General features: G+C 38.2%; 20 protein-coding genes. 12 read left to right on the plus strand and 8 right to left on the minus strand.

The window, feature by feature from the left end; genetic code table 11:
* Positions 1-52: 52 nt before the first annotated feature.
* From VZD24_RS03150 to VZD24_RS03195, 10 genes are all read left to right on the plus strand, one after another.
* A complete protein-coding gene (locus VZD24_RS03150) occupies positions 53-382 on the plus strand; it encodes a DUF4286 family protein (protein WP_279449832.1) in 330 nt (109 codons plus the stop codon).
* Between the two features lie 68 nt (positions 383-450).
* Entirely contained in the window at positions 451-1,284 is an 834-nt protein-coding gene (rsmA, locus tag VZD24_RS03155) for a 16S rRNA (adenine(1518)-N(6)/adenine(1519)-N(6))-dimethyltransferase RsmA (protein ID WP_279449831.1), read from the plus strand.
* Complete coding sequence (gene mgtE / locus VZD24_RS03160) at positions 1,259-2,614, plus strand: magnesium transporter (RefSeq protein ID WP_279449830.1); 1,356 nt, start codon at positions 1,259-1,261, stop codon at positions 2,612-2,614. The genes rsmA and mgtE overlap by 26 nt, the downstream gene beginning before the upstream one ends.
* A complete protein-coding gene (locus VZD24_RS03165) occupies positions 2,611-3,006 on the plus strand; it encodes an acyl-CoA thioesterase (protein ID WP_342686894.1) in 396 nt (131 codons plus the stop codon). Before mgtE ends, VZD24_RS03165 begins: the two co-directional genes overlap by 4 nt.
* A 68-nt stretch (positions 3,007-3,074) precedes the next feature.
* Positions 3,075-4,529: an oligosaccharide flippase family protein gene (locus tag VZD24_RS03170; protein WP_342686893.1), complete on the plus strand. Its 1,455-nt coding sequence runs from the start codon at positions 3,075-3,077 to the stop codon at positions 4,527-4,529.
* 63 nt (positions 4,530-4,592) lie between these two features.
* On the plus strand, positions 4,593-5,063 hold the full coding sequence (gene dut, locus VZD24_RS03175; protein ID WP_342686961.1) for a dUTP diphosphatase: 471 nt from the start codon (positions 4,593-4,595) through the stop codon (positions 5,061-5,063).
* Between the two features lie 81 nt (positions 5,064-5,144).
* The gene (locus VZD24_RS03180) at positions 5,145-6,164 is read left to right on the plus strand and encodes a sugar phosphate nucleotidyltransferase (protein ID WP_279449827.1); all 1,020 of its coding nucleotides are present in this window, start codon (positions 5,145-5,147) and stop codon (positions 6,162-6,164) included.
* 80 nt (positions 6,165-6,244) lie between these two features.
* Positions 6,245-7,621 carry a tetratricopeptide repeat protein gene (locus tag VZD24_RS03185; RefSeq protein WP_342686892.1) on the plus strand — a complete coding sequence of 459 codons (1,377 nt, stop codon included), beginning with the start codon at positions 6,245-6,247 and terminating at the stop codon, positions 7,619-7,621.
* A gap of 6 nt (positions 7,622-7,627) precedes the next feature.
* A complete protein-coding gene (gene lolB1 / locus VZD24_RS03190; RefSeq protein WP_279449825.1) occupies positions 7,628-8,392 on the plus strand; it encodes a lipoprotein insertase outer membrane protein LolB1 in 765 nt (254 codons plus the stop codon).
* Positions 8,393-9,685 carry a murein hydrolase activator EnvC family protein gene (locus tag VZD24_RS03195; protein ID WP_342686891.1) on the plus strand — a complete coding sequence of 431 codons (1,293 nt, stop codon included), beginning with the start codon at positions 8,393-8,395 and terminating at the stop codon, positions 9,683-9,685. It abuts the gene before it with no gap.
* A 52-nt stretch (positions 9,686-9,737) separates the two neighbouring features.
* Here the strand turns inward: VZD24_RS03195 and VZD24_RS03200 are convergent, their stop codons facing one another.
* The 3 genes from VZD24_RS03200 to VZD24_RS03210 all read right to left on the minus strand — a co-directional run bounded on the left by VZD24_RS03200 (position 9,738) and on the right by VZD24_RS03210 (position 15,048).
* Positions 9,738-13,337, minus strand: coding sequence for a S8 family serine peptidase (locus tag VZD24_RS03200; protein ID WP_342686890.1), 3,600 nt, complete (start codon positions 13,335-13,337; stop codon positions 9,738-9,740).
* Between the two features lie 196 nt (positions 13,338-13,533).
* On the minus strand, positions 13,534-14,043 hold the full coding sequence (locus VZD24_RS03205; RefSeq protein ID WP_279449822.1) for an acyl-CoA thioesterase: 510 nt from the start codon (positions 14,041-14,043) through the stop codon (positions 13,534-13,536).
* A 66-nt stretch (positions 14,044-14,109) separates the two neighbouring features.
* The gene (locus VZD24_RS03210) at positions 14,110-15,048 is read right to left on the minus strand and encodes an HU domain-containing protein (protein WP_342686889.1); all 939 of its coding nucleotides are present in this window, start codon (positions 15,046-15,048) and stop codon (positions 14,110-14,112) included.
* 112 nt (positions 15,049-15,160) lie between these two features.
* Here VZD24_RS03210 and dprA point away from each other — a divergent pair, with 112 nt between their 5' ends.
* A complete protein-coding gene (gene dprA, locus VZD24_RS03215; protein ID WP_279449820.1) occupies positions 15,161-16,264 on the plus strand; it encodes a DNA-processing protein DprA in 1,104 nt (367 codons plus the stop codon).
* A 91-nt stretch (positions 16,265-16,355) separates the two neighbouring features.
* Here dprA and trpS read toward each other — a convergent pair whose 3' ends face one another.
* A complete protein-coding gene (gene trpS, locus VZD24_RS03220) occupies positions 16,356-17,324 on the minus strand; it encodes a tryptophan--tRNA ligase (RefSeq protein WP_342686888.1) in 969 nt (322 codons plus the stop codon).
* 74 nt (positions 17,325-17,398) lie between these two features.
* Between trpS and VZD24_RS03225 the strand changes: the two genes are divergently transcribed.
* Positions 17,399-18,139 carry a lysophospholipid acyltransferase family protein gene (locus VZD24_RS03225; protein WP_342686887.1) on the plus strand — a complete coding sequence of 247 codons (741 nt, stop codon included), beginning with the start codon at positions 17,399-17,401 and terminating at the stop codon, positions 18,137-18,139.
* A gap of 128 nt (positions 18,140-18,267) precedes the next feature.
* On the opposite strand, the gene VZD24_RS03230 is transcribed toward VZD24_RS03225, so the two are convergent.
* From VZD24_RS03230 to VZD24_RS03245, 4 genes are all read right to left on the minus strand, one after another.
* Positions 18,268-19,803: an outer membrane beta-barrel protein gene (locus VZD24_RS03230; RefSeq protein ID WP_342686886.1), complete on the minus strand. Its 1,536-nt coding sequence runs from the start codon at positions 19,801-19,803 to the stop codon at positions 18,268-18,270.
* A gap of 113 nt (positions 19,804-19,916) precedes the next feature.
* Complete coding sequence (locus VZD24_RS03235; protein ID WP_279449816.1) at positions 19,917-20,456, minus strand: RNA polymerase sigma factor; 540 nt, start codon at positions 20,454-20,456, stop codon at positions 19,917-19,919.
* Between the two features lie 126 nt (positions 20,457-20,582).
* A complete protein-coding gene (recA, locus tag VZD24_RS03240; RefSeq protein WP_342686885.1) occupies positions 20,583-21,590 on the minus strand; it encodes a recombinase RecA in 1,008 nt (335 codons plus the stop codon).
* 231 nt (positions 21,591-21,821) lie between these two features.
* Positions 21,822-22,547 (minus strand): T9SS type A sorting domain-containing protein, encoded by a 726-nt coding sequence (locus VZD24_RS03245; RefSeq protein ID WP_342686884.1) that lies wholly within the window; start codon positions 22,545-22,547, stop codon positions 21,822-21,824.
* Positions 22,548-22,583: the final 36 nt, after the last annotated feature.

A 22,583-nucleotide genomic window follows, 5' to 3' on the forward strand; every position in this document is an offset into this window, starting at 1 on the left:
AGGTTTCCTTTTATTTGTAATTTTGCACACAAAATTTTAAATTTTACAAAATATGTACATCTATAATGTAACGATAAATGTAGATCAAGCCATACACGACACCTGGCTTAACTGGATGAAAACAGTACACATTCCCGCTATGCTAGCCACCGGAAAATTTAAAAAAGCCTTACTAACGCGCGTAGTTATAGAAGAAGAAATGGGCGGCACAACCTATTCCGTGCAATACACCACAGATAGTAAAGAAACGCTCGAAAAATATTATTCCGAAAATGCCGATAAGCTCCGCGCGCAAAGCAATCCTTTTGAAGGAAAATTTGTAGCCTTCCGAACCGAGCTCGAAGTTATTGGCGAAGCCCACAACGAAATTTTTAATCAATAGCCAAGGTACCCTCCGTACGTTGCAAATACCCTTGTGTACAAATCCGAAAAAACTTTGCAAATTTTTTAATGAAAAAGGAAAACCGAGACAAAGCCAGAGAAAATTCAAATTCAGAAACGGTACGCGCTAAAAAACACCTTGGCCAACATTTTTTGAAGGATGAAGCAATAGCCAAAAAAATTGGCGACACACTCTCGCTTCAAGGTTACAAAAATGTGCTGGAGATTGGCCCCGGAATGGGTGTGCTTACCAAGTATTTAGTTGAAAAGGATGTGGCGGTAATTGCAATGGATCTCGACACCGAATCTATCGTTTTCTTAAATAAAAATTATCCCAACAAGAATTTAAAAGTTATTGAAGCAGATTTTTTGAAATATGATCTTTCGCAACTTTTTGGAGCGGAACAATTCGGTATTACGGGTAATTTTCCATATAATATTTCAACACAAATTGTTTTTAAAATGTTGGAATGGAAAGCACAAATCCCAGAATTTACAGGAATGTTTCAAAAAGAAGTAGCACAGCGCATTTGCGAAAAAGAAGGCAGCAAAGCCTATGGCATACTTTCAGTTTTAACACAAGCCTTTTATGAAGCAGAATATCTCTTTACCGTTCCTCCTACAGTTTTTAATCCACCGCCAAAAGTAGATAGCGGCGTACTTAGGCTTAAACGCAAAGAAAACTTTACCCTTGCTTGCAACGAAAAAATGCTTTATAAAGTTGTAAAAACTGCCTTCCAACAACGTAGAAAAACCCTTCGCAATAGTTTAAAATCTTTTAATCTTTCAGATAAAATAAAAGAAGATACTATCTTTGGCCAACGTCCGGAACAGCTTTCCGTATCGCAATTTATAGCACTCACCCAAAAACTAGAAAATGATGCAATTTCAACTGACAGATGAATTTATCGAGCAGGTTGAACAGCTCATTGAAAATAACGATGGCCCTGCACTAACAGCGCTTTTAGAAGAATTTCACTTTGCTGATATTGCCGAACTGCTGCACGAACTCAATACTGAAGAGGCCACATATATTGTAAAACTGCTGGACAGCGAAGTAACCAGTGAAGTTTTAATAGAGCTAGACGACGATTTTAGAGAGCGAATTCTAGACAAGCTTACCCCTTCCGAAATAGCCGATGAGCTAGATGAAATGGACACCGATGACGCTGCAGATATTATTGCAGAATTGGATGACGATGTTCAAAAACAAGTAATTGGGCACATAGAAGACGAAGTACACGCCGCAGATATTGTAGATCTTTTGCGTTATGATGAAGATACTGCGGGTGGTTTAATGGCAAAAGAACTTGTGCGAGTAAAAGAAAGTTGGACCGTCGCTGGCTGTGTACGCGAAATGCGCCGGCAAGCCGAAAACGTTACGCGCGTTCACTCTATTTACGTTACCGACAAACACGGAAAACTAAAAGGAAGGCTTTCGTTAAAAGATTTACTTACCGCCCCCGGACGTGCACATATTAGCGAAGTTTATATTCCAAAAGTAGATTATGTAAACGTGCACACCGAAGCCGAAGATGTAGCGCGTATTATGCAGAAATACGATTTGGAAGCTCTCCCCGTTGTTGATGAAGATGGCATTCTAGTAGGACGAATTACTATTGACGATATAGTAGATTTTATAAAAGAAGAAGCCGAGAAAGATTACCAAATGGCTGCGGGTATTACAAAAGATGTGGAGGCAGACGATGGTATTTTTAAACAAACCCGTGCCCGTTTGCCTTGGTTGTTAATTGGTATGTTTGGCGGCTTGGGCGCTGCGAGTATTATTTCTGGGTTTCAGGAAATATTGGAGAGCTTTCCGCGAATTTTGATTTTTGTTCCACTTATTCAGGCAACTGCCGGAAATGTAGGGGTACAATCCAGCGCCATTGTAGTTCAAGGTTTGGCAAACAATACTTTAAAAGGCAACATAATTGCCCGTCTTTTTAAGGAGTCTGGGCTGGCGTTAATTAATGGTCTTTCAATCGCAATGATTGTTCTTTTTATAAGTCATTTTATATTTCACACAAGTTATTTAGAATCCATTAGCATTGGAGCAGCGCTTATTTCAGTTATACTTTTGGCTGCACTCATTGGTACTTTTATACCAATTATCTTAGACAAAAGAGGTATTGATCCCGCAGTAGCAACCGGTCCGTTTATTACAACTAGCAACGATATTTTCGGAATACTTACCTATTTTTTAATTGCAAAAATGATTTTAGGATTTTGAAAACTTCTGTTTATAAACATCGCTTTATCGTACCGGCTTCGGCTATAGACGAGTTAAACCATGTAAATAATGTAACGTACCTTCAATGGTGTTTAGATACCGCTGAAGAACATTGGATTTCAAAAACTACCGAAGAACAACGCAAAGAAAATGTGTGGGTAGTTTTAAATCATTTTATTTCGTACAGAAACCCTTCATTTTTAGGCGAAGAATTGGAAACCCAAACCTGGATAGACAGTTATGAAGGCGTTAAAAGCGAACGGCATTATAAAATAATTCGACCAGCAGATGGTAAAACAATCGTAGAAGCAAAAACACTGTGGTGCTTTTTAGACGGAAAAACTTTTAGACCTACAAAAATTCCACGGGAAATTGGCGAACTTTTTAATTGATAAGCCCAATCATAATTACCTGATTGCCCAATATTTTCAATACTTTTATGCTATAAAACTTCACCCAATTGAGCGTTTTCAAAAAACTTTTTAAGCAAACTTTTATTTATGGGCTGGCCACCGTACTCCCGCGTTTGCTTACGGTTATTCTTGTTCCGCTATACGTAAAAGTGCTATTGCCCGAAGAATACGGAATTTATTCTACCGTAATGGCTTTTCTTATTTTGGGAAATGTGCTTCTTAGCTACGGAATGGAAACCGCCTTTTTTAGATTTATTACCAAACACACCTCGCAGCAAAAAATTGTACAATCCACTACCCTTACCTCACTAACGGTTTCAACTTTACTCTTTTTGGGAATTACCCTGTTATTAAGAAATAATATTGCAGAAATTTCTGAATTTAAACCCGAGTTCGTTACCTATGGCTTAATAATCTTGGCGTTAGACGCTTTGGTGGTACTGCCCTTTGCCTGGTTTCGCGTAAATGAAAAACCTACTCGATATGCCGCAATTAAAATTTTTAACGTGGTAATAAACCTTGCTTTTAATATATTTTTCCTCTTAATACTTCCCAAACTAGCTGCTAATAGCAGCTATTGGAACGCCCTATGGTATCCCGAAAATAAGGTGGCTTACGTTTTTATTGCCAATTTAATAGCAAGTGCGGTAACACTTTTGGTATTACTTCCGCTCTATGTAAAAATTGGTTTGGGCTTCAATCGTGTTATTTGGAAACAAATGATGCGTTATGCCCTGCCCGTGCTATTTGCGGGTATTGCTTTTAGTATAAATGAAGCCTTTGACCGGATTCTCTTAAAATATTTATTGCCCGAAAATATTGCCGAAATACAGGTGGGGCTTTATTCCGCCTGTTATAAACTCGGCATGTTTATGACCCTTTTCGTAATGGCTTTTAGACTGGGGATAGAACCTTTCTTTTTTAATCATTCAAAAGAAAGTAACGCAAAAACTACGTATGCAACCATCACAAAATATTTTACCCTTTTTGGGTGTTTTATTTTATTGGTGGTAGTAGTTTATATTGATGTTTTTAAACGCATTTTAATTCCAAATAGTCAATATTGGGAAGCATTAAAGATTGTACCGCTCATTTTATTGGCCAACTTGTTTTTAGGAATTTATCACAATCTCTCGGTTTGGTACAAGGTTACAGATCGTACAAAATACGGCGCATATATCTCTATTTTTGCAGCAGCAGTAACTCTCGTGCTCAATTATATTTTAATTCCAATAATTGGTTATATGGGCTCTGCCATTGCAACACTCGCCGCCTATGGCAGTATGATGGTGCTTTCGTATCTTTACGGCCGGAAGTACTACGATGTGCCCTACGACGTAAAAAAAATAAGCAGCTATCTATTGTTGGCAGTTGGCTTTTCCGGTATTTCCTTTTACATTTTCAACGGAAATATTTATCTCGGAACAGCGTTGTTATTAGTATTTACAGCTATTATGTATTATTCCGAAAAAAATGATTTTTTAAAAATTATTAAAAAGTAATCAAAATCTCGGTCTCGGGCAGCCAGGCCTTTTTAAATTGTATATATGAATATAAATGAAGATATGCCCTCAGCGAATAAGGTTCAGCAATGCGTACCTACCGGCATAAAAATCATCAATAAATCTAACCATCCGTTGCCATCGTATGAAACTATTGCTTCGGCCGGAATGGATTTGCGTGCAAATGTAGACCAACCTTCAACCTTAAAACCATTACAGCGCGCCATAGTAAAAACCGGACTTTTTATAGAATTACCTATTGGTTTTGAAGCGCAAGTTCGGCCTCGAAGTGGGCTCGCAGCCAAAAAAGGAATAACGGTATTAAATTCTCCCGGAACAATTGATGCCGATTATCGCGGCGAAATTGGAGTAATTTTAGTAAATCTTTCCAACGAAGATTTTACCATTGAGCACGGCGAGCGCATCGCCCAATTAGTAATCGCAAAACACGAACGCGCCGTTTGGGAAGAAGTGGAAGAATTAAGCAATACTTCGCGAGGTACGGGCGGTTTTGGAAGTACTGGAACAAAATAATAACAGCGTCGCAATACAATAGTGCACCGCTATAAAATAAATTATCAACTTTAAAAAATTCCCGCCATCGCGGGCATACATATGAAAATAATAGTACCAATGGCAGGCCGCGGAAGTCGCCTTCGCCCACATTCACTAACAGTCCCTAAACCATTAATTCCAGTTGCAGGAAAACCAATTGTGCATCGTTTGGTTGAAGATATTGTCGGGGTGTTAGATGAAGAAATAGACGAAATAGCATTTATTCTGGGCGATCCAGCTTTTTTTGGAGACGACGTTATAAAAGCGTTAGAAGAACTGGCAAAATCTCTTGGAGCCAAACCCACAATTTATCGTCAACTTGACCCAAAAGGAACGGGTCACGCTATCATGTGCGCTAAAGAATCGCTTTCAGGCCCAGCGGTAATTGCATATGCCGATACATTAATTCGTGCCAATTTCAATTTAGACAAAGATGCAGACGCGGTTATCTGGACAAAAAAAGTTGAAAATCCCGAAGCTTATGGCGTAGTAAATCTCAACCAAAAAAATGAAATAATAGAACTTGTTGAAAAACCAGAAGAATATGTAAGCGACCAAGCCGTTATAGGTATTTATTATTTTAAAGATGTTGCACAACTTAAGAACGAATTGCAGTTCGTTTTAGACAACAACATAATAAACGGTGGCGAATACCAAATTAACGACGGTATAAAAAGGATGATGGCCGCAGGTAAAATTTTTAAAACCGGAACGGTAGACGAATGGATGGATTGCGGCAACAAAGAGGTAACTGTAGAAACCAATAAACGAATGTTAGGTTTCCTTTCAGCAGCAAACAGCCCGCTTATTTCGGAGAATATTCGCAATGAAAATTCAAAAATAATCGAGCCGTGTTTTATCGGTGAAAATGTTACACTTAAAAATAGCACCGTGGGTCCTTACGCCTCTATTGGTGCAGGAACGGTAGTTGAAGACAGCACAATAAAAAACAGTATAATCCAAACCCATGCAACAATTAAGAATGCAACTTTAAACAACGCAATGATTGGTAATTATGCTACTTTTGATGGTAAATTCACCAATGTTAGTATTGGTGATTATTCAGAGTTAAAACAATAATAAATATACACGGGCGCGGCCGAGGGTTTTAAAATAAATGAATTAAAAAAGTCTCCACTGCGCTCGAACAGACATTAAATTTGAAATTAAAATTTTTAAATATAGTACTTCTTTTCTGCGGAATTCTTCTTCCGAAGCAACTCTGTGCGCAGGAAATTAAAAATGATTCCATCCAAAATCCGATGGACCAATTAGGCGATGTAACCGACGATTTTCAGGAAAATTTCTTTGAAGCTTTAAAACAAAAAGGTATTGAAAATTATGAATTGGCGCTCACGGCACTACAAAAAGCCGAAAAAGCAGCTAAAACCGATGAAAATAAAGCTGTTGTGTATTTTGAAATGGGTAAAAACCACACCTATTTAAAACAGTATGCCGAAGCCGAAGCAAATTTTAACAAAGTGTTGCAGAGCCAAGGCGACAGGCTAGATGTTTTAGAGCAGTTTTACGAATTGTACCACCAACAGAAAGAGTACGATAAATCAATTCCGTTGGTACAGCGGCTTATTACTTTTGACGAAGATTATAAAGAAGATCTAGCCAATCTTTACACGCTCACAAAACAATATAACAAAGCTTTGGCACAATTGGATGAGCTGGACGAAGCTTGGGGCGAAAGCGACATCCGAAACGCGCTACGGGCTCAAATATATCGCGCAACTGGCAATACCGATGGCGCAATAGAAAACCTAGAAGAGAAAATAGATAACAACCCAAAAAACGAAAAAGAATACCTAAACCTCATCTTTCTTTACAGCGAACAGGGCAATACCGAAAAAGCTTTTGAAGCAGCTAAAAACCTCTTAAAAAACAATCCAAAATCGCAGTTGGTACATTTGGCTCTCTATAAATTTTATTTGGATACGGGAAATACTTCGGAAGCCATTTCTTCAATGAAAATTATTTTTTCTTCAGAAGAAGTTGACAAGGAAACCAAGTATAAAGTGTTGGGCGATTTTATTCAATTTGTAGATAAAAACCCTTCATTTGAAACCGATTTAAATCAAATTGTAAATCAATTTTCTGTTGAAAATGGTCGTGTTTATGAAAAAATCGGCGATTATTATGCCACAAAAAACAGGAAAAAAGATGCGCTTAATGCATACGAAAAAGGTATTGCTCGCGCGCCAGATAATTATAATCTATTGCGAAATACGCTGCTATTTCAAATTGAATTTAAAAAATATGAAGCCGCAGCCAAATTAAGTTCCGAAGGGCTCGAAATTTTTCCTGCCCAAGCGCTTTTATATTTATTAAACGGCGTTGCCAACAACGGCCTTAACAAAAGCGATGCAGCTATTGAAAGTTTAGAAACCGGATTAGACTTTATATTGGGAGATCCGAAAATGGAGCGCGATTTTTACCAACAGCTGGCATTTGCATACACGGCAAAAGGCAATGTTGAAAAAGCAAAAATGTATTCCGAAAAAGCCACTGCAACAAAATTGCCGAACTAATATTTTATGAAATTGAAACCCTTCTATTTAATACTTTTATTATTATTTGTTTCCTGTGGTGGCGCCAAAAGCATTACAAATATTGAAAGCGCCTCTGCCAAAGATGTAATTGCCGCACACAAAGCTGCCACTCCAGATTTTAAAACACTGGCCGGACGGGCACAATTGGTTTACGAAACCGAGGAAAAATCGCAGAGTATAACGGTTAGTCTTCGGATGGAGAAAGACAAAAATATTTGGATAAAAGCTTCAATTTTAGGAATTACCGTTGCCAAAGCTTTAATAACACCCACACGTGTAAGTTATTATGAAACCATCGGAAAGACCTATTTTGAAGGTAATTTTGCCTTGTTGGGCGAATGGTTAGGTACGCCAATTAATTTTCAGCAAACGCAAAATTTACTTTTGGGACAGTCTATTTTTACCTTAAATCCCTCGGAATATAAAGTGGCAATCGCACAGAATAAGTATAAAATACAACCCAAACAACAACCGCAAGATTTTATACATTCGTTGATTTTAAATCCAGAAAATTTCAAAATTTCATCAGAAACACTTGGGCAACCCAGTGCAGAACGCCTGTTAAGTATTCGCTACGGCGATTATCAAAATATTGAACGACAATTTTTTCCCTCAACTATATTAATAGATACTTCTGAAAAAAATTCAAAAACCAAAATTGAAATTAATTACAGAAAAATTGAAATTAATGCAAACGTTAGTTTTCCGTTTGAAATACCCCAAGATTACGAAGAAATACAACTTAATTAAATGAAGCAGTTACGCACATATCTCTTTTTATTCGTTTGCATTATTTCGGTTTCAACGCTTTCTGCACAAGTAGATAAGCAAAAGGAACTGGAAGAAAAACGGCAAGCCATTTTAGAGGAAATAAAACAGATAAACTCACTTCTTTTTAAAACAAAAAAAGAAGAAAAGTCTGTGCTTTCGCAAGTTGAAGATTTAAACCAGCGTATTGCTGCTTCAGAAAATTTAATTCGCGTTACCAATCAACAAGCCAATTTGCTCACCCGAAGCATAAATAGTAATATTGAAAAAATAAGTTCTCTTCGCGAAGAATTAAAAATAATGAAGGCAGATTATGCGGCAATGATTCAAAAGTCGTACAAAAGCAAAAACCAGCAGAGCCGCATTATGTTTTTACTATCTTCACAAAATTTTTTGCAGGCGTACAAGCGCGTTCAGTATATGAAGCAATATGCAAAATTCAGAAAAAAACAGGGAGAGGGTATCCGGATAAAAACCGAAGAACTTCAAAAATTGAATGCCGATTTAATATCACAAAAAAAGACGAAACAAAAACTAATAGCCGAAAACGAAGTGGCGAAAGCCCAATTAACCGAAGAACGCAAGGATCAGCAAGCTTTAGTTGCTACTCTTAAAAAGGATGAAAGCAAATTTGCTTCGCAAATCAGGACAAAGCAAAAACAAGCAGACGCTATAGATAAACAAATTGATGAACTCATTAGAGCCGCTATTGAAGAGGCCAATAGAATTGCCCGCGAAAAAGCACTGGCAGCCGAAAAAGCAAAAGGTACGGCCAGCACTTCTACTTCAACTAAAAATGTAATTACCAAACCTGCTAAAACAGAGGAATTTGCACTAACGGCAGAAGAAAAATCACTTGCGGCTAACTTTACCAATAATAAAGGAAAACTACCGTGGCCAGTGGAAAAAGGAATGGTTGTAAAAAGTTTTGGAACACATCAGCACCCGCAATTTCCCAATGTAACTACAAATAGCAGCGGTGTAGAAATAGCAACAGCAGATAACGAGCAGGTACGCTCTATTTTTGATGGGCAGGTTATGTCTATTCAAATAATAAAAGGTGCAAACAAGGTGGTCTTTATTCAGCACGGAGATTATATTTCGGTGTATAGCAATCTCGCAACCGTCTCCGTAAAAAAAGATGATAAAGTTTCAACTAAACAAACTATCGGAACCGTGGCAAAAAGTCCAACGGAAGGTAGAACGGTTTTAAAATTTTATATCTATCAGAACAAAACGAAAATTAATCCTGCAGACTGGATTTATAGAATGTAAAAAAAGGGAGCCAAATTGGCTCCCTATAAAGTTTAGCTATTAATTGATTTTGCTATTGAACTATTAATTTTTTAGTTGCAAGTTTCTCTCCTGCTTTAATAGTTATAAAATAAACTCCGCTAGCATAACCCGAAACATTGAGTACGCCCACTGATTTTCCAGCCATTTGGCTTTCTGAAATAGTTTGCAAACGTTGCCCCAAGCTGTTGAATAAGCTAATGGAAACATTGTCTTGCACTGCGTTATTCAAATTGATAAATACTTCGCTCGATGCAGGATTTGGATAAATTGCAAGCTCAGTAAAATCTGCTTCAACAACACTTAATACACCGCTAACGTTTATATTATCTATAAATGTACCATTTCCGTAGCCATTAATATTCACAAATCGCAATTGAATATTGTTACCTAAGAATGCTGCCAGGTCAATAGTTTCTGTTCTCCAATCACTCGCAGATGTTGGCTGCCAGTTTGAAGTATTATAACCGGAAATGGTAGATAAATCCAACCCATCTTTATAATAGATTTGAGTAAATGTAGCTCCACAATCAACTGAGATATCTACTCTAAAAGCATCTGAGAACCCTGCAGAATATTGCGCTTTCGCCAAATCAAAATCTAAAGCAGCTGAGCTTGCCATCGTTAAATCTATAAACAATGTTTCTAGAGTGTCTTCTTCACCTTGCCCATTATAACCAAAATTATCTATATAAGCAGTTACTGTCTGAGAGCCAGAGCTACCCACAGTAGTACGTTGCACCCAAGTATCTGAATTATCCGGATTAATAATATTCCATCCTGCCGGAGGCACTCCGTTTACATCAAACGGCTCTGCATAATCCAACTGTTCAGAGTCAGTAGCTGCAAAAAATGTTAGTGAGTCCATATCGTTACTCGGATTTTCATCCCCGGTTAAATCTACTGTCACGGTAAGTGTATAAGTTCCTGAGTTAGTAATATTTAATGGCGTAGAAAAATCATAAATCTCTTGCTGTCCGGATGCTACGGTGCCAGTAAATGTTTCGGTTACTACTGGTTGTGCATCTAATTGATAGCTAACATCAAAATTACTTTGTGATGCTACTCCTGTATTTAAAATTACAACCGAAACTGTTGCAGGGCCCGGATTACAAACCAAATTAAAATCGGCAGGATCGTTATTGCTTTCTATGCCAACATCGTTTGCAAGTGAGCAATTCAATAGTCCTCCGGAATAATAGGTTGCTATTGATCTTCGGCTTTCCCAATTATCTGTAGCATTTTTTGCCACTGCTGCAAACCACATCGGACTATTAGGATCTGTAATTGGTACGGTAATGCTGTTCGTAGCAGAGGTACCTACCACTTCCATATATTTAGTACCTAAAATATACAAATCGTACGATTCTGCTCCCGAAACGGCGTTCCAAGCAAATGTTGCTTCATCTGGGCAAACTTGATTTAAATGAACGTTGGTAACTAAAGGTGCAATAGCGAAATTTTCATCACTAACATCCTGCGAAGCGCCGTTGCTAACCCTAATCAATGCGCTCCCAGTTACAGAGTTTGGCACATTCCAACCGTAGTTGGTAGTTGTATTAGAAACTGTTGCAATAGCATTCCAACTAGCACCATTGTCAATAGAGTATTCCAGTTCAAAATCTGAAGTAGTATTTACAGCCACCGCATCCCAGTGAATTGATTCGGTTTCGCCTGGAACAAAGCTTTCGCCTGCATTCGGGTAAGTAACTGTTATGTTATCTGAAATAATTTCATAAACTACAAAATATTCCTGAGGCCCTACCGGAACATTAAACCCATCAACATTTATGGTATAATTGCCAGCTGCCGGATTATTTATAAGTACTTGTTCCATATTATTTAAATGGTCTGGACCATTTGTAGCAGGAAGGTTTAGTGTAACAGGATTTGGAGTATGGTCTAAAATATAAGGTTCCAAAACTGTGCTAGATGGATCTGTAACTAATAAATCCAAATCGTTTACCAACGCCGGATTAGCTCCGGGCGATGCAGGAACATCGCTCCAATAAACCATAAACCGAACTTGTTTGGTACCCGCAGGAACATTTATATTGTGATTGTTAGAAGTACCTTGTGTAACTTGATCTGAGAGAAAACGATTTTCTTCAATCAATTTTGCGGCTCGTAGGCCGTTTACAATTCCCCAACCAAATTTATAATCCGGTCCAACATTTCCAGCATCGTTCGCCGTGTTAAGCAAGGTAGCCTTAATAAGAGCCGATGGTGGTAGAACGTTGCCATTTGCTTCGGAATAGGCTTGATAAAGTTGTGCAGAAACTCCGGCAATTCCAGGAGAAGCGCCCGAAGTACCACCAAAACTCTGATAGGTATTATTTTCCGCAGTTGATATCTGGTTTTGACCATTAGCAGCAATATCCGGTTTAATTCTACCATCGTGCGCAGGGCCACGACTACTAGAATTTACCAACGAACCATCAAAAAATACGTTTGCGGTTGCAATTACGTTTTTACCTTGTTTGTGGCCACCCGTAATATTACCCCACTGATTTCCGGCTCCATAACCACAGTTATTATTGTTAGAATTTCCTGCCGAAAACGTATGTTGTAAGTTTGGCAAGGTTTTAACTTGTGTGTCAACGGTTTGGGTAATGGTAGTATAACCGGCATTACACCCATTACTATAGGATGAGTTTGTGATAACTGCATCTCCACTGTTTATAAGTGTAACTGTTGGTGAATCTAAAAAGCTTGGCTCATAATTTACAACGTATAACATAGAGCCCGCAGCCATACCTCGATTAGAAGGATTGAGGTTTCCAGCGCCAGCCATAATACCCGAAACGCCATCGCCGTGCGTTTGGCCAGTACCACTAGCCAAGGTATTATCTATTCTACCCTGAAAGTCTATATGCGGACCAACGATACCGTCATCCCGGCACATTACCCCTATATCTAGACCTGTATAATTTCTTCCCGCTGTAGTCTGTGTATCTAAATTGCTTGAGCGGTGTAAGCTGCGGCCACGAGTGTCATCATGTACAGATGGCGCTACAATTAATTCTACCCATTTAACAAAAGGCAGATTTGCCAAATCTACCAAACAATTATTAGGAATAGAAAGATCTATATTATTAGCTCCTTTATACGCTTGTTTTACCGTTATTTGATGCGCAGCCAATTGCTGAATTACATAATCAATAGCAACGAATTTATGAAATTGAAGTGTTACTAAAATATTATCGCCGTCCATAGCCCAACTCTCATAAGGCGGATTTTTTAATGTTGAAGAAATTTTTGCACTGGCTTCTACCGGTACAATTGTACGCACACCGTGGTTTCTAAGAAAATTTACGGAAGTGTTATTCGGAAAATAAAAAAGATAGGTTTTATGTGGAATATACTCCAGAAGCTCTAGATTGTTTCTTTTAAAAGCGTCCTGTATTTTCTGTGTTGGCGTTTCATAAAATTGAACCCAACCCACATAACCATTTGCCAATTTTGAAGATTCTGGCATTTGGCTCCATTGAAAATTAGCTATATTTTCAGGCATTGCAATGGTTTCACCCTGAAAGTTAATGGTAGCTGAATTTTGGCCAAACGACATGGAAAACACCAAGGCTAAGGTTAAAAACAGCAGGCTTCGAAATGAAGGAATAGTAGTTTTTTTCATAGTTGAAATAGATTTTGAAATAGATTCGAAAAAATCCTTACAGAAAATATTCTTGCGAACATTTTAATAAAGACTTCCAAATATATTTAATACCACTATGAAACGCACTATTAAATTGATGAAATAATTAACTTTTAACTAAAATGAATTGATATTTAAACCTACACTTTCAGAAATTTAAACAGAATACCTCCTATTATTGAAACAACGCTTTAAGCTCCGTAGCATCTTTCGGTTTCATTTTTCCGGCGAGTACCAAGCTTAATTGTTTTCGTCGCAAGGCTGCCTCAAACCGCGATTTTTCAACTTCAGTTTCTGGAACTAACTCAGGCACACGCACAGGATTGCCAGTTTCATCAACAGCCACAAAAGTATAAATAGCTTCGTTGGAAAGACTTCGTTCCCCACTTTCGCGGTCTTCGATAAAAACGTCCATATATACTTCCATAGAGCTACTAAAAGCCCGTGAAACTTTGGCTTCAACCGTTACAACACTTCCCAACGGAATCATTTTGTTAAAGGCCACGTGATTTACCGATGCGGTAACTACAATTCTGCGGCTGTGGCGGCGTGCGGCAATGCTCGCAGCACGATCCATTCGCGCTAATAGTTCGCCTCCAAACATATTGCCAATGGGGTTGGTTTCGCTGGGCAATACCATATCGGTATATACGGTTAAAGACTGTTGCGGTGTTTTGGCTTGCATCTGTGAAATTTTTTGCAAAGATACCTAAGTATAAATATTGGGAAGTGAAAAATGAATAAAGAATTTTTACTTAATTTCCTGCACCAATAGCCAGGCATCGGCATTTTCGGTTTTTTGAATTTCAAGAAGTTTTCGCTGTGCTTCCAATTTATCGTCAAAACTGGCGTAAAGCACTTGGTGCAGTCCGTAGCGATTGGCATCCATTTTTAAAGGAGAATATCCTTTTTCGCGTAATTGCGCTACTTTCTTAGAAGCGTTTGCTTCCATCCGATAGGCACCGGCAACCAGGTGGTACATTCCCGTGTGTTTCGGAACTTGCAAACTAAGTACGGGCAACGGATTTTCAATTATAAAGGTGGCTTCCTGAATTTGGTTCTCAACAAGCGAATTTGCCTTTTCGCGTTCCGCATAATTAAACTGCTGAACTTGATTTTCGTAAACTTTCATTCCTCCAAAACCTAAAGCTGAAAGCGCAATAATGGCAATTGCGGCGTATTTAAGATAGGGTTTAGCCTCTCTTCTTTCGGGCGTAAAATGAATGGCCGCCTTTTCTTCTAAATCAGAAACTGTTTCCTTATAAGTTTCGCGATTTATTTTAGGTGAAACAAATGATGAAAGACCAAAAGCCGAAGTACTGTAATTATGTTGGGTAAAAGGCTCAAATTGAAGTAACTTTTCATCGTTCAACGAAAACTCGCCTATATTTTTGAATGAAACAGTTTTTCCTTCATATAAATCGCGTGTAATTTGAGCTGTAAAATTCCGTATTCTTTGTAAGGCGGTTTCATAACTACATTTCTCCACCGAAGCCACGTAATTCGCAAACAAGCCATCGTTTGCCTGCAATTGCTTATTAAACGAAACTATTTTAGAAGGCGGGTTAAACGTGTTTGATACCTCGTCAACATGTGCAGATTTGTAGCGGGTTAAAAACGCTCCAAAGCCAGGAATAATAACACATTCGTAACGATAAAGCAGATCGGAAATGTAGGTTGTAAGTTGCATAATAACAAATTTAGCCTTTTTTCGAGGCAATCCAATTTTTGTTTTGGTAATTTATTAACAACTTAAAATTTTCGTATTTTTAAAAATCCTCCCCGGTTGTAAATTTTAAGATATGCTTTCCAAAAACGAACTACGCTATACGCTTGCTTTACAGCGAATACCCAATTTGGGCGATATTTCGGCAAAAAAGCTATTGCGTAAAATGGGCTCTGCAGAAGCTATTTTTAAAGAGAAGAAAAGTAATCTCGCCAAAATAGATGGCATCGGCATTATTCGTTTAAAGGAAATTAATCTGAAGCTACAACTGGATCAAGCAGATGAAGAACTTCGCTTTATTGAAGAAAATAATATTGAATTCAGCTATTTTAAAGACAAAACCTATCCCGACAGATTAAAACATTGTATTGACGGCCCTATTTTATTTTTTCATCGCGGAAACATTGATTTGGTGGGCAAGAAAATAATTAGCATTGTAGGTACACGCAAAATTACAAGCTACGGCAATACGTTCTGCCAAAATTTAATTGAAGAAATTGCACCCCTAAACCCCGTGATTGTCTCGGGCTTGGCATACGGTGTAGATATTTGCGCGCACAAGGCAGCCATTGAAAACAAATTGCAAAATATTGCGTGTTTGGCGCACGGACTAAATCAAATTTATCCGAAGGATCACAAAAAATACAAAAAGAAGATTGAGGAAAATGGCGGTTTTATTTCTGAATTTTGGAGCAGCGACGCCTTTGACCGCAACAATTTTTTAAAGCGAAACCGAATCATAGCAGGGCTTTCCGAAGCAACCATTGTTATTGAATCTGCTGAAAAAGGAGGTAGTTTAGTTACGGCAGATATAGCCCATTCATACAACCGCGAAGTTTTTGCCGTACCCGGACGAGCCACAGACAATCAAAGTCGCGGCTGTAACAATTTAATAAAACAACAGAAAGCCCAATTGCTCTCAAATGCCGCCGATATTATTTATATGCTAGGCTGGGAATTGAAGGAAAACCAAAAACCAAAACAGACCCAACTCTTCGTTGAACTGGATGATACGGAAAAAGTAATTTTTCGATTTTTAAAAGAAAAGGAAAAAGAACTGCTAGATACCATTGCCTTAGAATGCAACCTTCCGGCCTATAAAGCAGCAAGTATTTTAATGAATATGGAATTGAAAGGCGTTGTGCGGCCACTGCCGGGAAAGTTATTTCAATTGGTTTAAAACACATTTAAACATCTAAAATTCATTAAAGATCCTACTTAACTGTGAAGCCATTGGCTCCTCAAAACTGGGTAGCTAAGCGCAGCCGAAGCTAATACCCAACCTTCTCCCGAACTCTTTTCAAAACGCCATCGGCAACTTTTTGAGCTTTTTCGGCACCGGCAGTTAAGGCTGCTTCTATTTCCGAAAGGTTTTGCATATAGTAAGTATAGCGTTGGCGTTCTTCAGAAAATTTTGTAACTATTAACTCAAACAATGCTTGCTTTGCGTGACCGTAACCGTAATTTCCGCCTTCATAATTTTTACGCATTTGCGCAATTTCTTCTTTTGAAGCCAATAATTTATAAATGCCAAAAACGTTGCAAGTGTCCGGATTCTTTGGTTCCTCTAGCGGCGTGCTGTCAGTTTCAATTGCCAGGACTTGTTTCCGAAGTTGTTTGTCATTCAAGAAAATATTTATGTAATTTCCTTTAGACTTACTCATTTTAGTTCCATCTGTACCGGGAACGTACATGGTTTCTTCCTGAACTTTTCCAACGGGCATAACAAAAGTTTCTCCCATCTGCGCATGAAAACGAGAAGCGACATCGCGAGTAATTTCCAAGTGTTGCATTTGGTCTTTTCCCACGGGAACAATTTCGGCATCGTATAAAAGTATATCGGCAGCCATAAGCATTGGATACGAAAACAGCCCTGCATTTACATCTTCCAAACGATCTGCCTTGTCCTTAAACGAATGTGCCAACGTTAATCGCTGAAACGGAAAGAAGCAACTTAAATACCAAGACAATTCGGTAGTTTGGGGTACATCGCTCTGCCGATAAAAAGCCACCCGTTCTATGTCTAAGCCAAAAGCCAACCACGTTGCCGCAACGCTATAGGTGTTTTCGCGAAGTGTTTTGGCATTCTTTATTTGCGTTAAAGAGTGCATATTCGCAATAAAAAGAAAAGAATCATTTTTCGGATCGTTCGTCATTTCAATAGCGGGAATAATTGCCCCCAAAAGGTTTCCGAGGTGTGGCGTGCCCGTGCTTTGTATTCCTGTAAGTATTCTAGACATTATTTTAAAAAATTTTAGCAAAGGTACTTTATTTGATTTATTTGCATCGTTCAATTTGTTACTTTTGAACTTCAATGAAACTATTTCAACAACTTTTTGCAGTCTTTTACCGTATTTGGTTTTATTTGGTAATAGCGATAGCCACATTACTGCTATTTCCATTTCTTATAATTAGCATTTTAAAACATTCTTGGTACCCACTTTTCTTTAAAGTTGCCCGAACTTGGTCGGCATTTATAATTTACGGTATTGGCTGCTATCCGATACTTAAACGCGAAGTTGAATATAAAAAAGGCAAAAGTTATATGTTTGTTGCCAACCATACTTCTATGACAGACATAATGTTAATGTTTTACGCTACCAAAAACCCGTTTGTTTTTGTTGGCAAAAAAGAATTGGCAAAAATTCCATTATTCGGTTATATTTATAAACGCACCTGTATTTTGGTTGATCGCGGAAATACCAAGAGCCGCGTTGAGGCTTTCCGAAGGGCTGAAAAACGCTTGGACGAAGGTTTGAGTGTTTGCATCTTTCCAGAAGGGGGCGTGCCCGAGGATCTTTCACTAATATTAGACGAATTTAAGGATGGCGCCTTTCGGCTTTCAATTGAGCACCAAATTCCTATTGCGCCCATGACTTTTCACGATAATAAAAAGCGTTTTCCCTATTCATTTTTTAAAGGAGGGCCCGGTAAAATGCGAGTGAAAATCCATAAACTCATTCCTACAGCTGGACTAACATTAGAAAACCGAAAGGAACTAAAGAAAAATACGCGCGATGTAATTTTAAACGAATTAAAAAACCCTACGGTTTAAGATAAGTTCCAAAACAGACTCGTAAGATTACATTTGACACAGGAATAAAAAAACCGTCCTATGGCGCAGAACGGTTTTCCCAATCATTTTGCTTGAAGTATATCAAACAAGTTCAACTAAAAATTAACCTAAAACTTGAAACTCAATCCACTGTAAACGCCCAAATAGTATGGCTTAAAGTTTACAGATGAATCGGTATAAGGGTTGAGCTGGTACTTAAACATTGGCTCAATATTAAACGTAAATTTTTTGGACAATTTGTAGTCCACTCCCAGCCCGACGTTAGTTGAAAAACTTAGTGCTGAAAGATTATTGGCTTCTCCCAATACACTATTAAAATTATCGGCTTTTACCGAAACTTCATTATTTCCTAAAAATAAGGTGCTAATTCCACCAATTAGGTTAAGGCCAAATTTGCCATCAATTACGGCGTATTTAAGCTCTACCGGTACTTCGTAATAGTTTATATTCTGAATAAGTCTTGCTTCTCCTTTTGTAGATTTCGGCATAATTTCACCAAAACCATTAGATGGCGCGGCATTGGCCAAGGCACCTTTATCAACCGCGGTAAGCACTATTTCTCTACCGCCATAATCTACAGTGCGAAGTGCCAGTGCAACAGGGCCCGAACCTACCTCAATGCCAGCCGTGCTATAACTTAAATCTACATTATTTACACCTGTGCGAACGCTCAATCTGCTATTTAACGCATAACTAACCTGCACGCCATAACTCATATTAACGTCACCTTCCTGCGGATTGTCGCCAAAACTTGGGTCTATCGAAGAGCCGTTGCCCAAACTGCTGTAATATACTGGCGCAATATTTGGCGCAACATTCCAGCGGTGTTCAGGTTTTTGTTTGGCCTTCTTTTCAGAAATTATTTCATCGTCTTGTTCAGCGATTGCTTCAAAAATTGACTTTTTGTTTTTATTCTCTTCTGCTAATTGTGCCTCGGTTTTAACAATACTTTCTTCGGAAGAATCTTTTTTTGGAGGTTTGTTAACAGCGAGGTTTTCCGTTTTGGAATCAAAAATTGGGTCGTCTTTTCTGATAATATTCTCGTGGGTTTTATCTGAAATATTATCGGCTTTTACTTTTTCAGAAATATTTTTTGAAGTGGCAATTCCTTCCTCCAAATTATTTATTGAAGTGTTTTTTTGAATTGCATTTTTATTTGAATTTTCTTTAGAATCGTCTGAAGCAATTACCGAGCGGTTTGATTTTTCAGCATTATTTTTGAAAACTTTATTCGAAGATTTTGCATCGGTTCCTTTTTCAGAAATATTCGATTTTGAAGCATTTTCGGTTTCAACGGCTTTTCTTTCAATTATTTTTTCTTCCGAAGCTACTTGTGGAGTTTTATAGAAATTTTCTATTTCAGATTTATTTTTTTCAAAAGAATTTTCAACTTCATTTACATTTTCATTTGTAATAGAAGGAGCGGTATTGGAAGAATTATAAAGTGAATTACCCACGGTTAACAATAGAGCAATTAACGCAGCAACACCGCCAAACTTAATCCACAGTGGAATAACTTTACGATCTTTTTTCTCCTTTTGCAACTCCGCTTGGATGTTTTCCCAAACGCGCGGCGAAGGAGTGGCTTCAAAATTTTTGAAACCTTCGTTAAAAATGTTGTCTATGTTTTTCTTTTCTTTCATTCTAAATAAACCTTTGGTTCCGTACAGGATACGCCGGTTTTAAGCTTTTTTTTTAAAAACCCCAACCCTGAGGCAGGGGCTTTCTCTTTCAATCTAAACAATCATACAATGCTTTAAGTGTTATAGTTTTTAGCATTATAATGTTCTATCTTATTTTTTAAAATCGCTCTAGCACGCGCTAGGTTTGATTTAGACGTTCCATCGCTGATTCCTAACATTTCTGCTATTTCTTTGTGCTGATAGCCGTCCATCACGTACATACTGAAAACCAATCTGTATCTGTCTGGCAGCTCTTGCACAATTTTCAGCAAAAATTCCAACGGAATTTCTTCACTTTCAATGTCAACCTCGGCTTCATCTGCTATCTGGCCTTCATCAACAATATCAAAAGTGCGTTGCTTTCGGTATTTCTGAAGTACGGTGTTAACGGTTACCCGTTTCATCCAACCTTCAAAAGAACCTTTGCCATTATACTGCTCCACTTTTTTAAAAATGGTTATAAAAGCATCCTGCAAATTATCTTCTGCCTCTGTATAATTAGGCGAATAGCGAAGACAGATGGCAAAGAGAACGCTGCTGTACTTTTTGTACAATTCGCCCTGCGCCGTTGCATTCTGCTTTTTGCATTGTATTATGAGCTCGTCTAACGTCAAATGTGGTACCGTGAGTTATCGTTCCGTTGTAAATACCTCTTTTTTTAGAGGGCAACCGTACTAATCAAGGTTCCTACACTTGGTAGATGCCACAGTATCAAAAGGGTTGCGTGGATTGCCGAAGTTTTATTCGTTTATTGTAGCTATAGCGGCTTTAATTTTTGTTTCCAACTCTTCCATTAATTCAGGATTGTCCAATAGAAGCGCTTTTACGGCGTCGCGACCTTGCCCCAGTTTTGTATCGTCATAGCTAAACCAAGAGCCTGCTTTTTTCACAATTTCAAAATCTACACCTAAGTCTATAATTTCGCCAACTTTTGAAATTCCTTCGCCATACATAATGTCGAATTCCACTTGTTTAAAAGGCGGCGCCACTTTGTTTTTCACAACTTTTACGCGCGTTTTGTTTCCGGTGGCATTGCTGGAAGTGTCTTTAATTTGTGTGGAACGGCGTATATCTAAACGTACCGAGGCGTAGAATTTTAATGCATTTCCACCTGTAGTGGTTTCAGGGTTACCAAACATTACTCCAATTTTTTCACGCAATTGGTTAATAAAGATAACCGTACATTTTGTTTTGCTGATGGAACCCGTAAGTTTTCTAAGTGCTTGACTCATTAAACGTGCGTGAAGCCCCATTTTGCTGTCGCCCATTTCGCCTTCTATTTCGCTTTTTGGCGTTAATGCCGCAACGGAGTCAATTACTACTATGTCTATCGCACCACTTCTAATTAAGTTGTCGGCAATTTCGAGGGCTTGTTCGCCATTGTCGGGTTGCGAGATTATTAAATTTTCTACATCCACCCCAAGTTTTTCGGCATATACACGATCAAAAGCGTGTTCTGCATCAATAAAGGCGGCAATGCCTCCTTTTTTTTGGGCCTCTGCCATTGCGTGAAGCGTTAATGTGGTTTTACCCGAAGATTCCGGGCCGTATATTTCAATAACCCTTCCGCGTGGATAACCGCCTACGCCTAGGGCAACATCCAAACCTAACGAACCGGTTGGAATTACGTCTACATCTTCTACGGCGCTATCGCCCATTTTCATTACCGTTCCCTTGCCGTAAGTCTTGTCTAATTTATCGAGAGTAAGCTTTAAAGCTTTTAGTTTTGCGTCTTTTTCAGTGCTCATTTTCAGTATGTTTTATGATGGAATTTTAAGTAGCTAAGATACTATTTCTTTGGGCGTGGGACAAAATTTAAATGGAAGGCAGAAGGATTTTTGTTAACAAATGACGCTTTGAGCCAAGACGGTTTGAAACCCGCCCTTAACTTTTACAAAGTTTAAAACTTTGTCAAAGTTGTGTAAACCAAAACAGCCACTACTAAAGCGGCTATTCGGGAATTAATGATTGTTTTAAAGTTATTCCTTCATGAATTTTTTGATTGTGGTGTTGCCATTTTCATCTTCTATGTTTAGAAAGTAGATGCCGTTTAGGAGTTGGGAGACATCTATTGCCTTTTGGTCTTGAAGCGTTATGCTTTGTGCGCTTAACACTTTGCCTTCTATATTGAAGATTTTTACTTTTAGATTTTCTGTGGTGTTTTTTGCAGTTAAAAACAGTTCGTTTTTGGCGGGGTTGGGGTGGATAGCGAACTGTGAACTGTAAAAATCTTCACTGGATAAAATATTGTCGCCGTAAATGGCCTTGTCTCCAGTAGGCGATGTTAACAGCAAAACTTTATAACCGTTTGTGTCTGTGGTAATTGAATAGTTATAAATACTACCAAAGGGAGCGTAAAAAAAATTAAAATAAAGCCCCTCATAGTCTTCGTTCACTTGAAGAGTACACGTAATGAATGTGTTTTCTTGATAGGTAAACGAAAAAACAGGATTAAATTCATCATAAATTAGCAGTCCGTATATTTCATTACAAACGAAGGTAATAAACGCATCGGCACTATCGCCATTTGAAATGGCATAAAAACGAGCTTGCACGTTTTGTATCTCGGAATTACGAGGAGGAGGATGATGCTCGCCGTTTATAATAAGGTCTTGTAAATACCAATCGACACCCGCCAATTGTGGGTCTTGGGCATAAGAGATAGCGCCTATATTGAGGATTAAAATATATAATAATGTTTTCACGGTCTATTGTTTTATAAAGTTAGTTAAATTACTAAA

It is taken from the genome of Aequorivita flava (assembly GCF_038742595.1).
GTDB classification, from domain to species: Bacteria; Bacteroidota; Bacteroidia; order Flavobacteriales; family Flavobacteriaceae; genus Aequorivita; species Aequorivita marisscotiae.